The sequence below is a fragment of the Vibrio sp. 10N.286.55.E10 genome, assembly GCF_002872555.1.
GTDB classification, from domain to species: domain Bacteria; phylum Pseudomonadota; class Gammaproteobacteria; order Enterobacterales; family Vibrionaceae; genus Vibrio; species Vibrio crassostreae.
Window position 1 is genome coordinate 86,501 of the sequence record NZ_MCSD01000013.1, and the last position, 14,684, is coordinate 101,184.

A 14,684-nucleotide genomic window follows, 5' to 3' on the forward strand; every position below is an offset into this window, starting at 1 on the left:
GAGATCAGTGATGAGAAATATGATTGAGCCACTCCAAGCGTGGTGGACTTCAATAAGTCAGAGAGAGCAACGATTAATGATTGGTTGCTCAATTCTATTGGTGGTCGGTGTTGTTTATTGGGGGCTAATCCAGCCACTCAGTCAGCGAGCTGAACTTGCGCAGAGCCGTATTCAAAGTGAGAAGCAACTTCTGGCTTGGGTAACCAATAAAGCCAATGAAGTGGTTGAGTTGCGAGGCAGTGGTGGCATAAGTGCCAGCCAGCCTTTAAACCAATCTGTGCCTGCTTCTATGCGCCGTTTTAACATCGAGCTGATACGCGTACAACCACGTGGTGAGATGCTGCAAGTGTGGATTAAGCCTGTGCCATTTAATAAGTTCGTTGACTGGCTAACATACCTGAAAGAAAAACAGGGTGTTGAGGTTGAGTTTATGGATATTGATCGCTCTGATAGCCCTGGGGTTATTGAGATCAACCGACTACAGTTTAAACGAGGTTAATGTGAAACGCGGTCTATCTTTCAAATATGGCCTGTTATTCAGCGTCATTTTTATCGTTTTTTTCTCAGTAAGCTTGTTGCTGCATTTGCCTGCCGCTTTTGCTCTCAAGCATGCGCCCGCTGTGCGTGGTTTAAGCATCGAAGGCGTTGAAGGCACCGTTTGGCAAGGTCGCGCTAACAATATTGCGTGGCAGCGTGTCAATTACGGCTCAGTGCAGTGGGACTTCCAGTTCTCTAAACTATTCCAAGCCAAAGCCGAGCTTGCGGTTCGCTTTGGTCGTAACAGCGACATGAATTTATCCGGTAAAGGTCGTGTTGGATATAGCATGAGCGGTGCTTATGCAGAAAACCTCGTGGCTTCAATGCCTGCTATGAACGTGATGAAATATGCGCCGGCTATCCCAGTCCCCGTTTCTATTGCAGGACAAGTTGAACTGACGATCAAACACGCAGTTCATGCTCAGCCTTGGTGTCAATCGGGCGAAGGTACGCTTGCTTGGTCTGGTGCAGCTGTCGACTCGCCAGTGGGTTCATTAGACCTCGGGCCCGTGATTGCGGATATTACCTGTGAAGACAACACCATTGCAGCTAAAGGCATCCAGAAGAGTGATCAAGTGGACAGTGAGTTCTCAGCGAGCGTAACGCCTAATCAAAGCTACACCTCGGCAGCATGGTTTAAACCGGGTGCTGAATTCCCATCAGCGATGCAGAGCCAGCTTAAGTGGTTGGGTAACCCTGACAGCCAAGGTAAATATCAGTTTACTTACCAAGGTCGTTTTTAGCTAAACAGCTAAGGGTCACTAAATTACGAGATATAAAAAACGGGCACCTCATTGAGGTGCCCGTTTTGTTTGAATATCCTATGGCTATAAAGACTGTTGGCTTTAGTCTTTGCCTTGTAAGATCTCTGCCCACGGTAAATCTGCATCACCGAGTACAATGAAGTTCGGGTTTTCTAGCGTTTCTCTTTCATTGTACGAAAGCGGCTCTAGTTGAGTACTTAAGATACGTCCGCCAGCTTCTTCAACAATGCACTGCGTTGCGGCGGTATCCCACTCTCCGGTTGGTCCAAGGCGTAGATAACAATCCACAGCACCTTCTGCTACTAAACATGCCTTAAGCGCTGCTGAGCCTAGAGGAACCAAATCATAATTCCATGCTGAGCTCATACGGCTGGTGATGCGATTGATGTCTTGGCGACGGCTGATCGCCATTGCAATAGACTGGTTTGGTAGTTCATGACGATGCGTTTTGATTTTAACACTGTCATTAAGGTCTGGAATTTTCCAAGCCCCTTTACCGCTGTATGCGTAATAGCTCACACCAGAAACCGGAGCATACACCACACCCATTACTGGCTTGTTATGTTCAATTAGGGCGATAATTGTCGCGAAATCACCACTTCTTGCGATGAACTCCTGCGTTCCATCTAATGGGTCAACCAACCAGTAGCGGTCCCACTGAGCGCGTTTTTCTAGGCTAATATCAGCGGCTTCTTCAGATAACACTGGAATATCAGGCGTGAGTTCACTGAGTTTTTTTGAGATTAGCTTGTGTGCTGCCAGATCGGCACTGGTGACAGGCGTGTCATCACTCTTGGTGAACTCTTCGTAATCTTTTTTCTCGTAGATCTCTAAGATGAGCTGCCCTGCAGAGCGAGCAACCTCAATGACAGAGGGTAGGAGGTGAGACAAATCTTTTGTTGTTGGCATAAATATTCTCTTACTCTTCGAGTGCGCTTATGGCTTTAGTTGTTATTTAGCGAGCGAAGGGTCAATAGTAGGGCGGTAATACTGCGAGCCTCACAGAAGTCGAGATGCGTTAATAGCTCTTCGGCTTGAGCAAGCGGCCAGCGCACAATGTCCAGTGGTTCAGGTTCATCACCTTCTAGCTTCTCTGGGTAGAGGTCTTCTGCGATAAACAGCGTCATTTTGCTAGAAAAATAAGAGGGAGCGAGGATCACTTCCTTGAGTGGAGTGAGTTTGTTAGCCCCAAAGCCAATCTCTTCTTTGAGTTCACGAACCGCGGCTTCGTTTGGCTGCTCACCAGGATCGATAAGTCCTTTCGGAAAGCCCAATTCATAGCGTTCTGTGCCCGCTGCGTACTCCCGTACCAACAGAATATCGCCTTGCTCAGTAATCGGAACCATCATTACTGCGTTGCGGCCGCTAGGCTTCATGCGTTCGTAAGTGCGCTCTTCACCGTTTGAAAAGCGTAAATCGAGAGACTCGATAGAGAATAGTTTTGATTGAGCGACAGTTTGCTGAGCCAAAATTTCTGGCTTGGTCCTTTTTGTCATTGCGCTCGCTCCTTAGCTCATTGGAATTCTTTCTTATAAAGTCATTCTAATATAGGGGAAATAGAGTTGAGTTCCTAGATCCGAGTTTTCATATCCGAAAATTATTGAAGCAGGAGTCGATTACGATCACTTGAATACCTTACTCAAGATGGTAACGAGGTGAGGTTTTTGATAATTAAGCTCATTAATACAAGAGCATAGGAAGCTAATATAGGGGCGTGTTTTCTTAGACCTAAAACAAAAAAGGTTGATGCTCACGCATCAACCTTTCAAATAACGACTAACACTAAATCAGTGATTAGTAGTAAGAGTGCTCACCACGATCGTGCTCAGTTGCATCACGAACAGCAGTCAGTTCACCTTCGAATTGTTGAAGAAGTTCTTTCTCGATGCCTTCTTTTAGAGTCACATCAACCATAGAACAACCGTTACAACCACCGCCGAATGCTACGATAGCAGCACCGTCTTCAGTGATTTCTACCAAGCTAACGTGACCACCGTGACCAGCAAGTTGTGGGTTAACTTGTGTTTGAATTGCGTATTCAACGCGTTCTAGAAGCGGTGCATCATCAGATACCTTACGCATTTTAGCATTTGGTGCTTTAAGCGTTAGTTGAGAGCCCATTTTGTCAGTCACGAAGTCAATCTCAGCTTCGTCTAGGAATGGTAGGCTTAACTCATCTACGTATGCAGAGAATGCTTCGAAAGAAAGTTTTGTATCAGACGCTTCGATAGCATCTGTTGGGCAGTAAGAAACACCACACTCAGCGTTTTGTGTGCCTGGATTTACCACGAACACACGAATGTTTGTACCTTCAGGCTGCTGTGACAGCAGATTGGCAAAGTGAGTTTGAGCTGTTTCTGTAATAGTAATATTTGACACGACGAATACCTGAGTAGATTTGTAGGTTATTAGCGCCATTCTACTCCTGTCAGATTTGTAATTCAGCCCTTTTTTGTTGGATTGCTGTACAAGTAGTGATTCACAGCTTTTATCCAGAGGGCTCAGGAGTGCGGCAGATGCAGTAAATATCAATCCTTTTAACGCCCACTTCAAGTAGTAATTGGCATAATTGATACACAGTACTGCCGGTGGTTACAACATCATCAATTATCGCGACGTGAGAGGGGATAGTTCCTTGAAAGTCTTGTTTTTGAAGCGCAAAAGCGCTCTTTAGATTGTGTAATCGTGCGGATTTAGTCAGCCCCTGCTGGGAAGCTGTTGAGCGAATTCGACGAAACAACACCTCATCTTTAACGCCAAGCTCTTGAGCCGTGTAATTGGCCAGTAGCTGACTTTGATTAAAGCCGCGATGGGTGTATCGGCGCCAATGCAGCGGTACGCTGGTGAGCAACGGAGCAGGTTGATCGATACGTGATGCCAATAGCTTAGACAGATCACGTGCAAACCAAAACTTATCAGCGTATTTCATTTGTTGGATATAGCCTGCTGTTGGGAAGGTGTAATCACCGACGCAATAGAGCCGATGCCAAAGCGGAGGATTAGCTAAGCACTCACCACATTGATCGACAGTGGTCAGTGTTTTTAAGCCACATCTTTGACAGCGTGGTACAGGTTCAAAGAGCTTGAGACAAGAATTGCACCATCGAGGATGTGCGTCTTCGGGAAGCTTATCGAGCTTACACAGGTGGCATTGAGGTGTGACCAGACGTGGTGTGTGTTTTTGTAGCCAATCGGATAACATAGCTTGCGATGCTTTTGGGTTATGGTGTTCCTTTTGCTAACCATACTGAAAAGCACGGATTATCGCTGACGGAAAAAGTAGGGAATATTGAGAATGAGTGACGCGTTATATTGGCATGTTTCTGGGCAAGGGCCTGATTTAGTACTGGTTCATGGCTGGGGAATGAACGGTGCGGTGTGGCAACAAACCGTTAATGCATTACAAGCTGATTTCCGAGTGCATGTTGTCGATTTACCAGGGTATGGACACAGCGCACACTGCCACGCTCAAGATCTTGAAGAGATTGCTCAGCAACTGTTGGCCGAAGCGCCTAAACAAGCGATCTGGGTGGGTTGGTCGCTCGGTGGTTTGGTCGCAACGCACATGGCTCTTCATCACTCAGATTACGTGAGCAAGCTTGTGACTGTCGCCAGTTCTCCTAAATTCGCTGCTGCTAAAGAGCCCGTATTATGGCGAGGTATTCAGCCAAACGTATTAAGCGCATTCACCGAACAGCTGGTGGAAGACTTCCAAACCACCATCGAACGCTTTATGGCATTGCAAGCCATGGGTAGCCCTTCAGCAAGACAAGATGTAAAACAGCTCAAGCAAGCGGTGCTGTCTCGCCCGTTGCCGAACCCTGAATCATTATTAGCAGGATTAAAGATGCTGTCGGACGTCGACCTGCGTGAACAATTGCCTGAGATTTCAGTGCCTATGTTGCGCTTGTATGGTCGATTAGATGGATTGGTGCCAATCAAGGTGGCCAAAGATTTGGGCAATGCTCTGCCTCATACTGAGCAATACATCTTCACGCAGTCTTCACATGCGCCGTTTATGACCGAAGCCGATGCCTTTTGCAGTGAACTGGTCAGCTTCGCCCAAAAATAATCGCTAAATTTATTGCCGGCTTGGTCGATATATAACCTAATACCAATCACAGTAAGTAAGTGTTCAAAAATAGTGTAGGAAAAAGGCTAGAGAACAAGGCAGAGCTTTTTGATAAGTAGTTATTCTACAATCAAAAGTTCTAACGCCGTTATCGAGCGTTTTAACAAGCTAGGTTGAGCAGTTATTTACCACGATTGGTATAACACCAATGTACAGCATGATACTCAGACCTAACTCTCTCCTGAGCTGATTGCGGTAAGTTGGGCTATGCCTGTTGTGCTGACTCACAGTACAACAGCGTTATAGCAATAACGATGGGCGATTCTTGAGGAGAGTTCGCGATGATTGTGTCACCTGCAACTGCAGTGAGTGTGCCACTAATCGCCCCGTCCGTTAATGTGCAAACAGAGCAAGTTGCGCGTGATAATAGAGTTCGAGAACCTGTCGCTCCCGCCGTAGCATTGGCGAAAACCAATGCAGAGCGAAAGGTAAAGTCGGACGATAAGCGAAGGCAGCAGTCGGCTTGGGATCCTTCAGACCATCCGGGTTATGAAATGGAGAACGAGTCAGAGGCCAATTCGATTAGCCAAGAAGAGCCACAAGATCCTTTTGATAGGCTGTTCAGCTTGTTGGCACTGAGAACTTACAGTGCTGACCAAGGAAAAGGCTATACCATGCGTTTTCGCCTGCCAAAGCATGTTTTAGATGCGGCGATTCAGGAGGGACAGATGGAGAAACGACGTAAGGTCATAAAATATCATTATGGTCATGCTGTTGCGCCTCATGCTCCATCAGAAATGCTGATTGTGTTGTAATTATACTCTTCATACTTGAAGCCGCAGCGTTGTTAACTGCGTAAGTTCACCCTAATTACATAGAACCCCTATGCTCATAGGGATGAACTTCATTCCTTTGTAAGGAAAAGGTTACCTAGCTGCAACCCCAATTATTTCGAGTATAAAATACGTAGAATACAGCTCAGCTTCGATGTCTTTTTTGAACACATAATAAAAACCTGCATACCCTAAGGGATGCAGGTTTTTTGTTTTAAGCACATCAGCTTTTTAGATGAGCTAATGGATTATTTTTTCGCTTTAGCAAAGGCTGCGGCAAAAGCACCGCCCATCGCCGCGTTTTGTTGCGGCTCCTCACGACGGCGTTGTCCACCTTGTGAATTCTGGTTCGGGCGGTTTTGCGTGCGAGGTGCACTTGAACGTTGAGCACGGTTATCTTGTCCCGGCTCGTCCTTCATACGCATGCTTAGCGCAATACGCTTACGCTGAACATCGACTTCCATTACCTTCACCTTGACGATGTCACCGGCTTTAACCACTTCACGGGGGTCAGAGACAAAGCGATCGGTGAGCGCTGAAATATGCACTAAGCCATCTTGGTGAACACCAATATCAACGAAGGCGCCAAAGTTAGCCACGTTCGATACCACGCCTTCTAGAATCATGCCCGGTTCTAAGTCTGAAACGCTGTTTACGCCATCAGCGAAGGTTGCTGTCTTAAATTCAGGGCGAGGGTCACGTCCCGGTTTATCCAGCTCCTTGATGATGTCGCTTACCGTTGGTACACCAAAGTTTTCATTGGTGTAATCAATGGCATGCAAGCCACGCAGGAAGTCTGTGTTACCCACCAGAGATTTGATGTCTTTGTGGTTTTTCTCAGCGATGCTTTTCACCACAGGGTAAGCTTCTGGGTGAACCGATGATGCATCGAGAGGGTTCTTGCCGTCCATAATTCGTAGGAAACCAGCACACTGTTCAAAGGCTTTTGGCCCCAAGCGAGCGACTTTCTTCAGCGTAGTACGCGCTTCAAAACGACCATTTTCATCACGGAAATCCACGATGTTCTGAGCGATGGTGCTAGAAAGGCCCGCTACGCGAGTAAGTAGTGCGGCAGACGCGGTATTCACATCAACACCTACGGCGTTTACACAGTCTTCGACAATCGCATCGAGGCGTTTAGCGAGCATAGTTTGGCTCACATCGTGTTGGTATTGGCCCACACCGATCGATTTAGGGTCAATCTTCACCAGCTCTGCCAATGGATCTTGCAGACGACGCGCGATAGACACTGCACCACGGATCGATACGTCCATGTTCGGGAACTCTTTTGCTGCTAACTCAGACGCAGAATAAACCGATGCGCCCGCTTCGCTAACAATGATCTTTTGTGCTTTTAGGTTGCCACGCTTAATCACATCAGCCACGAAGCTGTCGGTTTCGCGGGAAGCTGTGCCGTTACCAATCGCAATCAGGTCAACGTTGAACTGATGAACCATCTGCTCAACCACGTGTGCTGACTTGTCGTATTGCTTTTGCGGTGGGTGAGGGTAAATAGTCTCTGTCGCTAGAACTTTACCTGTTGAGTCCACAACAGCGATTTTCGAACCGGTACGTAAACCTGGATCCAAGCCCAATGTTGCTCGAGGGCCAGCAGGCGCAGCCATTAGCAGGTCTTTAAGGTTGGTGGCGAATACTTCAATTGCTTCGATCTCTGCTCGTTCTTTCATCGCGCCCATCAATTCGGTTTCCATGTGCATAGAAACCTTGATGCGCCATGCCCAGCTAATCACTTGCTTACGCCAAGCATCTGCAGGAGCGCTGCTTAGGGTAATGCCGTAGTGATCAGAGATGATGTTCTCGCAGTATGAACCACGTACACCTTCTTCTTGCTCTGGGTCTGCGTTCATTGCCAGTGTTAGGAAGCCTTCATTTCGGCCACGCAGCATTGCAAGGGCACGGTGAGACGGTATTTTGCTAAGCGCTTCGTTGTGCTCGAAGTAGTCTTTGAACTTCTCACCTTCGTTCTCTTTGCCAGCCACAACACGAGCACCAAGCTCTGCATTGCGGTTCAGGTGTTGGCGAATCTTTTCAAGCAGGTTTGCGTCTTCCGCAATGCGCTCCATGATGATCGCGCGTGCGCCATCCAGTGCAGCCTTGGTATCGGCAATGCCTTTATCGCTGCTGATGAAGTTAGCTGCTTCCGTTTCCGGATCGTGCTGTGGTTCATTCCATAACGTATCGGCAAGTGGCTCTAAGCCTGCTTCAATCGCGATCTGACCTTTGGTACGGCGCTTTGGTTTGTATGGAAGGTATAAATCTTCTAGACGAGTCTTGCTGTCTGCTTGAGTGATATCACGCTCGAGTTCTGGCGTGAGTTTTCCTTGGTCTTGAATCGACTTAAGAATCGTTTGGCGACGATCGTCTAGCTCGCGAAGATAAGAAAGGCGGCTATCAAGGTTACGTAGTTGGGTATCGTCTAAGCCACCCGTAACTTCTTTACGGTAGCGGGCAATAAAGGGAACGGTGTTACCGTCGTCAATTAGGTTTACTGCGGCAGTGACTTGCTCAGAACGGACATTCAGTTCTTCAGCGATCAGTCGACAGATAGCTTGGCTCATCCGATGAATCTCTTATTTAATATCATGACAAATACATGGGGGTGAGCGTACGCTTTTTCTAGCTTTGGCTGTGTAATTATCCTGTCAGAAGTCGAATTTCCGTTTCTGATACCTGCTTTGTGCGAGATCTCTTACAAGTGATGTGAGACTAAGTCGCTTTAAACCAATGAAATCGTCTTGTTTTTTATCTAAGCAATTGATTTTATTGGATTGTGTGTTTGTGGGCGTATTTCCCACCTGAAATGTTTTTTGCAACTATCTAGGAAACTCGCTCAATTACCGTAATATTTAACTTGTCGACAGGGAGTTGGCAGGAACAGGAAAAAGCCTAATGGACTAGGTATCTTCAGGATGAAGATTTGATTACTTAGGATGAGTGGTCAGCAAGGAAGTAATAATCTCTGGATGAGATTCGCCAGTCAGGATGACAGGCTAGTATGGACACCGCTAGGATGGCGATGAACAAAAAGGAAATTGGTTAAAGGATTTAGCCACTATCAAGGAAAGATGCAGGGAGCACCTTATCTCGAAGAGATAAACAGTAGCCGGATTGCTGCGATAGAGACTTAACCCCGTCAGGCGAAAGCCTAGCGGGGTTTTCTTTTATCTGGAGTTTGAGTTTGCTTGAATACTCAGCTCATCGCTAAGTATTTATTAAGTTTGGTTATTCGTTGTCTGCGTAGCGAATCGAGTTAATGAACCACTCTTTGTCGCCTTCCGGTGTTTTTACCGTAAACTCATCATCCACTTCTTTCTTGAGCAGAGCGCGTGCCATTGGTGAGTCGATAGAGATATAGCCTTTAGCATCGCCGTAGATCTCTTCAGGGCCGACAATTCGAAACTTCTTAATTTCCCCATCATCATTCTCAATTTCGACCCAAGCCCCGAAAAAGACCTTACCTTCTTGTTGTGGCGAGTAATCAACGATCGTGACATCAGGTAGGAACTTTCTTAAGAAACGCACTCGGCGATCAATCTGACGTAGCAAACGCTTATTGAAGGTGTAATCTGCGTTTTCTGAACGATCTCCAAGGCTTGCAGCCCAAGTGACTATCTTAGTGATCTCTGGACGCTTCTCGTGCCATAAGTGGTCATGTTCTGCTTTAAGCTTGTTATAACCTTCTCGAGTTATAAGTTTGGTTTTCATAAATCTGACTTAATGAAATGATGATCTAAGATAGAATATATAGAAAGGCAACATACGTTAACAATTATTTAGGCGACTTTTTCTCCAATAATGTTACATTTTTAATGTCTTATACCAATACACATTTACCAAGAATGCTTAACCTTAGGTTTAAGCTTTAATAGGTGGAACCATTACATGCAAGAAAACTACAAAATTTTAGTGGTCGATGACGATGCTCGTTTACGTGCACTGTTAGAGCGCTATCTGTCAGAGCAGGGCTTTCAAGTGCGTAGCGTGGCAAACAGTGAGCAGATGGACCGCCTGTTAACCCGTGAAAACTTTCACTTGATGGTATTGGACTTAATGTTGCCGGGCGAAGATGGTCTTTCGATCTGTCGTCGTCTAAGAAACGCAAACAACTCGCTACCTATCCTGATGCTGACTGCAAAGGGTGACGAAGTGGATCGTATTGTGGGTTTGGAAGTGGGTGCCGATGATTACCTGCCAAAACCATTTAACCCGCGTGAACTGCTTGCTCGCATTAAAGCGGTACTGCGCCGCCAAGTGATTGAAGCACCGGGCGCACCAAGCACAGAAGAGTCTGTGGTTGAGTTTGGTGAGTTCCGTTTGAACTTAGGTACGCGTGAAATGTTCCGCGGTGAAGAGCCTATGCCGCTTACTTCGGGTGAATTTGCGGTACTTAAGTCGCTAGTCACTAACGCGCGTGAGCCAATGTCTCGCGATAAGCTGATGAACATGGCGCGTGGTCGTGAGTATTCAGCAATGGAACGTTCTATCGATGTTCAGATTTCACGTCTGCGTCGTCTTGTTGAAGAAGATCCAAGCAAACCCCGTTATATCCAAACGGTGTGGGGCTTGGGTTATGTATTCGTTCCAGATGGCAAAGCTGTGTAATCTAGCTTTATAAGCTCAAAAGCCGCTTTATCGATTCTGTGAATCAGAATTCTTTATTTACGGGTCATCTCATTAATATGTGATGACCCGTTTTGTATTCAGCACAATGGTTTACAGCTATAGTTCCCACTATATCCCTTTATCATCCCTCACTTTAGGTCTCCTATGCGCATACGTAGCTCCTTTACTCAGTCGATAGTGCTCTTCTTAACCCTGTTGGTTGCTAGCCAAATCTTTTCATATTACGCCGTGTTTAACTACGCATTGATGCCGAGCTTGCAGCAGTTTAATAAGATTTTGGCTCACGAGTTAAACCTGGTATTGGATCAAGGCAGTAGTGATATCGAGATTGACGCACCATTGCGTCAGCGTGTGCTTGAGCAACTCGGAGTGACGGTTCACGCCAAGGATAGCGAGGCTGCGGGTGAGTATTATCATGCTGTCGCAATTGACCTGATGAGTGAGGAGATGACCAAAGAGCTGGGCTCTGAAACCGAAGTGCGATTGATTCTAGGTAAAGAGAGCTATGTGCTGTGGATGGACATTGCTCAGCTGCCTAACTCTTTGATTCGTATACCACTCTCTGAGTTGCAAGAAGAAGATTTTGCACCACTATTTCGTAACAGCTTGATCATGGCGATGTTGATCGTCGCAGGTGGTTGGCTGTTTATCCGATTGCAAAACCGCCCGCTCATTGCGCTAGAGAAAGCCGCACAAGGTGTTGGGCGCGGTGACATTCCACCGCCATTACCAGTGCAAGGTGCGCAAGAAATTCGTTCGGTAACTCGTGCATTCAATCAGATGTCGAAAGGCATACAAGAACTGGAAGAAGATAGGGCTCTCTTGATGGCCGGTATCAGTCATGATTTGCGTACTCCGTTAACGCGTATTCGCTTAGCGACTGAGATGATGTCCCCAGAGGATGCCTACTTAGCCGAAGGGATCATCAGTGATACTGAAGAGTGTAACGAGATCATCAGTCAGTTCATGGATTACTTAAAGCCAGTCGATCGTGATTCATTCCAAGCGGTGTTTGTCGATGATATTGCACGCGAAGTATCGAGCTCTGAGGGTGGCTACGAGGTTCAGATTGAAACCGATATTCCAGAAACCATGAAACCTGCGTTGGGCAACCCGATCGCGATGAAGCGTGCAGTGAGTAACTTGGTGGTGAACGCGCTGCGCTATGGTAATGGTTGGGTCAAGGTATCGACCGGTATGACTGCAGATAATAAGTTGGCTTGGGTGACGGTAGAAGATAATGGTCCGGGCATCCCACAAGACCAAGTCGGTAAGTTGTTTGAACCGTTCACTCGCGGTGATACGGCTCGAGGCAGTGAGGGTACGGGCTTAGGCTTGGCAATTGTGAAGCGCATTGTCAGCCAACATCAAGGTGCGGTAGTGGTGAATAACCGTAGTGAAGGTGGCTTGAAGGCTCAGATCAGTTTCCCAGTGAAGCCTTAGGTTTTATTGAGTGGTTGGGGGCTGAACATAGATCCCCGACTCGGCCATTCTTCCCTCTCGAGGATGACGCATTGCTAACCATGGACTTTGACGATGACAGTTTACTTTGATCGTCATTCTCTATCGTGAGGAACGAGCGAATAGGGAATCTCGTTCTTGATTGATGGAAGTAACACACACGAAAAAGGCTTCCTTGAGGGAAGCCTTTTGCGTTTTGGATTACGTTAGTTTTGCTAGTTACGCCTTAGAATAAACATCACGCTCACCCAACCAGCGATTGATGATCGCCTTAGCATTGTCTGGGTAGCTATCGTGAATATGACGTGCGATACGCTGTACTTCAGGGATTAAACGTTGGTCTCGTACCAAGTCAGCAATCTTAAAATCGGCTAGGCCAGTTTGCTTAGTACCAAGTAGCTCGCCGGGGCCACGGATCTCTAAGTCTCGTTGAGCAATCACAAAGCCATCGTTACTTTCACGCAGTACACCTAAACGTTTCTGAGCGGTTTTAGATAGCGGCGAGTGATACAGCAGTACACAATGACTTGCGACCGAACCACGACCAACACGGCCACGTAATTGGTGCAGTTGTGCTAGACCAAGACGTTCTGGGTTCTCGATGATCATTAAGCTCGAGTTAGGTACATCCACACCCACTTCAATCACCGTAGTCGCAACCAATAGGTGCAGTTTGTTCTCTTTGAATTCTTGCATCACCGCTTGTTTCTCGGCGGGTTTCATTCGGCCGTGTACCAGACCAATTTTCACATCTGGCAATTTACGTTGCAGCTCTTCTGCGGTATCAGCAGCGGCTTGCGCTTCCAATACTTCGGATTCATCAATCAGCGTACATACCCAGTAGGCCTGTTTTCCTTCATTAAGACACGCATTACGCACCCGCTCAACGATATCATCCCGTTTGGTATCAGGAATCGCCACGGTTTGAATCGGTGTACGACCCGGTGGCAGTTCATCGATAATCGAGGTTTCGAGATCGGCATAGGCCGTCATGGCGAGCGTTCGTGGAATTGGGGTTGCTGTCATCACTAGCTGGTGCGGGTAATAGCCTTGTTTTGCCCCTTTTTCACGTAGCTCTAAACGCTGATGGACACCAAATCGGTGCTGCTCATCAATGATCACTAAGCCAAGGTTTTTGAATTCGACATGTTCTTGGAACAAGGCATGAGTTCCGACAACCATTTGCGCTTCGCCGCTAGCAATGCGTGCCAGTTCGGTTTCACGGGCTTTGCCTTTGAGTTTACCTGCCAGCCAACCGACTTGAATGCCCATTGCTTCAAACCAGTTAGCAAAATTAATCGCGTGTTGTTCGGCCAATAGTTCGGTTGGTGCCATCAGTGCCACTTGCTGACCGTGTTCCAGTGCGCGAACTGCAGCCAGTGCAGCGACTAAGGTTTTACCTGAACCCACATCACCTTGCACTAAACGCATCATAGGGTGCGGCTTTTCAAGGTCAGCTTCGATCTCTTTGGTTACTCGTGCTTGTGCGTTGGTTGGCGAGAATGGCAGCTGAGCTAACAGTTTATCTTTGAGGGTGTTCACCGGAGGAAAAGGCATTGCCTTGTCTTGCTGCCCTTTGCTACGAACAGACAACATAGACAGGTTTTGAGCCAGTAACTCTTCCATAATTAGGCGCAGTTGCGCAGGGTGCTTGCCTTCATCAAACAGCTCTAGGTCAATCTCTGGAGGTGGCCTGTGAATGGTATGCAGTGCTTGTGCGAGGGTAATTTGGTGATCGTATAAACCTGATGGTAGCAGCTCATTCACCGCGGCCTTGTCGATTAACTCTAAGGCTTGATCGGTAAGGTTACGTAGCGTGACTTGTCTTAGTCCTTCAGTGGTTGGATACACCGGAGTTAGGTTGGCTTCAACATCTGGCTGTTGCCTTGGTGCAAAGAATTTGTAATCCGGATGGACGATCTCAAGCCCCATATTACCGCGCTTGATCTCACCATAGGCATGGACTTGTTTACCTTCGGCAAAGTTATTCTTCATACCTGCGGTGAAGTTGAAAAAGCGTAGGGTAATGGTGCCGTTCCCATCACTGATTTTTACCGCCAACATCTTACGTTTACCAAAAATGGTATCGACGTGCATTACCTTGCCTTGCACTGCAGCCCAAAGGCCTGCGTGCAGCTTTACGATTGGATAGATTCGAGTTCGATCTTCATAGCGCAAAGGCAGGTGAAACAGCAGGTCTTGTACATTGTTAAGCCCAACCTTTTCCAGTTTCTCTGCGACTTTTGCGCCGACTCCAGATAAAGAGTTGAGAGGGATAGCAGATAAAAGCTGTGACATAACAAGGCTCATAAACGTAAGAGGGATAATCTATTCAAGCATTTTACTGGATTTTTGTACAGGATAAAGCTTAGA

The 14,684-nt window shown here is 46.9% G+C and carries 13 protein-coding genes; 6 read left to right on the plus strand and 7 right to left on the minus strand.

All coding sequences use genetic code 11. The annotated features are described in order from the left end of the window. Positions 1-10: 10 nt before the first annotated feature. Together BCV39_RS09880 and BCV39_RS09885 are read left to right on the plus strand one after the other, a co-directional pair. Positions 11-499 carry a type II secretion system protein M gene (locus tag BCV39_RS09880; RefSeq protein ID WP_055320004.1) on the plus strand — a complete coding sequence of 163 codons (489 nt, stop codon included), beginning with the start codon at positions 11-13 and terminating at the stop codon, positions 497-499. A 1-nt stretch (position 500) separates the two neighbouring features. Then, positions 501-1,280, plus strand: coding sequence for a type II secretion system protein N (locus BCV39_RS09885; protein WP_102432197.1), 780 nt, complete (start codon positions 501-503; stop codon positions 1,278-1,280). Between the two features lie 102 nt (positions 1,281-1,382). On the opposite strand, the gene cysQ is transcribed toward BCV39_RS09885, so the two are convergent. From cysQ to BCV39_RS23150, 4 genes are all read right to left on the minus strand, one after another. Further along, complete coding sequence (gene cysQ, locus BCV39_RS09890) at positions 1,383-2,210, minus strand: 3'(2'),5'-bisphosphate nucleotidase CysQ (protein WP_048663063.1); 828 nt, start codon at positions 2,208-2,210, stop codon at positions 1,383-1,385. A 35-nt stretch (positions 2,211-2,245) separates the two neighbouring features. Beyond that, complete coding sequence (nudE, locus tag BCV39_RS09895; protein ID WP_102432196.1) at positions 2,246-2,797, minus strand: ADP compounds hydrolase NudE; 552 nt, start codon at positions 2,795-2,797, stop codon at positions 2,246-2,248. 298 nt (positions 2,798-3,095) lie between these two features. Next, positions 3,096-3,680, minus strand: a complete 585-nt coding sequence (gene nfuA / locus BCV39_RS09900) for a Fe-S biogenesis protein NfuA (RefSeq protein WP_048661415.1) — start codon at positions 3,678-3,680, stop codon at positions 3,096-3,098. A 109-nt stretch (positions 3,681-3,789) separates the two neighbouring features. Then, positions 3,790-4,503: a ComF family protein gene (locus BCV39_RS23150; RefSeq protein ID WP_170960807.1), complete on the minus strand. Its 714-nt coding sequence runs from the start codon at positions 4,501-4,503 to the stop codon at positions 3,790-3,792. 93 nt (positions 4,504-4,596) lie between these two features. Between BCV39_RS23150 and bioH the strand changes: the two genes are divergently transcribed. Both bioH and BCV39_RS09915 read left to right on the plus strand, forming a co-directional pair. Continuing rightward, positions 4,597-5,373, plus strand: a complete 777-nt coding sequence (gene bioH / locus BCV39_RS09910; RefSeq protein WP_048663065.1) for a pimeloyl-ACP methyl ester esterase BioH — start codon at positions 4,597-4,599, stop codon at positions 5,371-5,373. A gap of 341 nt (positions 5,374-5,714) precedes the next feature. Further along, complete coding sequence (locus tag BCV39_RS09915) at positions 5,715-6,188, plus strand: hypothetical protein (protein ID WP_048661309.1); 474 nt, start codon at positions 5,715-5,717, stop codon at positions 6,186-6,188. Between the two features lie 266 nt (positions 6,189-6,454). Here BCV39_RS09915 and BCV39_RS09920 read toward each other — a convergent pair whose 3' ends face one another. Together BCV39_RS09920 and greB are read right to left on the minus strand one after the other, a co-directional pair. Further along, on the minus strand, positions 6,455-8,785 hold the full coding sequence (locus tag BCV39_RS09920; RefSeq protein WP_102432195.1) for a Tex family protein: 2,331 nt from the start codon (positions 8,783-8,785) through the stop codon (positions 6,455-6,457). A 664-nt stretch (positions 8,786-9,449) separates the two neighbouring features. Continuing rightward, a complete protein-coding gene (gene greB / locus BCV39_RS09925) occupies positions 9,450-9,932 on the minus strand; it encodes a transcription elongation factor GreB (RefSeq protein ID WP_017062470.1) in 483 nt (160 codons plus the stop codon). 177 nt (positions 9,933-10,109) lie between these two features. Here greB and ompR point away from each other — a divergent pair, with 177 nt between their 5' ends. Together ompR and envZ are read left to right on the plus strand one after the other, a co-directional pair. Then, on the plus strand, positions 10,110-10,829 hold the full coding sequence (gene ompR, locus BCV39_RS09930; RefSeq protein ID WP_008218409.1) for a two-component system response regulator OmpR: 720 nt from the start codon (positions 10,110-10,112) through the stop codon (positions 10,827-10,829). 165 nt (positions 10,830-10,994) lie between these two features. Further along, a complete protein-coding gene (gene envZ, locus BCV39_RS09935; protein ID WP_102432194.1) occupies positions 10,995-12,293 on the plus strand; it encodes a two-component system sensor histidine kinase EnvZ in 1,299 nt (432 codons plus the stop codon). A gap of 237 nt (positions 12,294-12,530) precedes the next feature. Here envZ and recG read toward each other — a convergent pair whose 3' ends face one another. Beyond that, on the minus strand, positions 12,531-14,609 hold the full coding sequence (gene recG / locus BCV39_RS09940) for an ATP-dependent DNA helicase RecG (RefSeq protein ID WP_102432193.1): 2,079 nt from the start codon (positions 14,607-14,609) through the stop codon (positions 12,531-12,533). Positions 14,610-14,684: the final 75 nt, after the last annotated feature.

What these genes read in the sequence shown, in the direction of transcription:
- BCV39_RS09880 (WP_055320004.1), top strand. Translation starts at nt 11, where the DNA reads ATGAGAAATATGATTGAGCCACTCCAAGCGTGGTGGACTTCAATAAGT.
- cysQ (WP_048663063.1), bottom strand. Translation starts at nt 2,210, where the DNA reads ATGCCAACAACAAAAGATTTGTCTCACCTCCTACCCTCTGTCATTGAG.
- nudE (WP_102432196.1), bottom strand. Translation starts at nt 2,797, where the DNA reads ATGACAAAAAGGACCAAGCCAGAAATTTTGGCTCAGCAAACTGTCGCT.
- BCV39_RS23150 (WP_170960807.1), bottom strand. Translation starts at nt 4,503, where the DNA reads ATGTTATCCGATTGGCTACAAAAACACACACCACGTCTGGTCACACCT.
- bioH (WP_048663065.1), top strand. Translation starts at nt 4,597, where the DNA reads ATGAGTGACGCGTTATATTGGCATGTTTCTGGGCAAGGGCCTGATTTA.
- BCV39_RS09915 (WP_048661309.1), top strand. Translation starts at nt 5,715, where the DNA reads ATGATTGTGTCACCTGCAACTGCAGTGAGTGTGCCACTAATCGCCCCG.
- BCV39_RS09920 (WP_102432195.1), bottom strand. Translation starts at nt 8,785, where the DNA reads ATGAGCCAAGCTATCTGTCGACTGATCGCTGAAGAACTGAATGTCCGT.
- greB (WP_017062470.1), bottom strand. Translation starts at nt 9,932, where the DNA reads ATGAAAACCAAACTTATAACTCGAGAAGGTTATAACAAGCTTAAAGCA.
- ompR (WP_008218409.1), top strand. Translation starts at nt 10,110, where the DNA reads ATGCAAGAAAACTACAAAATTTTAGTGGTCGATGACGATGCTCGTTTA.
- envZ (WP_102432194.1), top strand. Translation starts at nt 10,995, where the DNA reads ATGCGCATACGTAGCTCCTTTACTCAGTCGATAGTGCTCTTCTTAACC.
- recG (WP_102432193.1), bottom strand. Translation starts at nt 14,609, where the DNA reads ATGTCACAGCTTTTATCTGCTATCCCTCTCAACTCTTTATCTGGAGTC.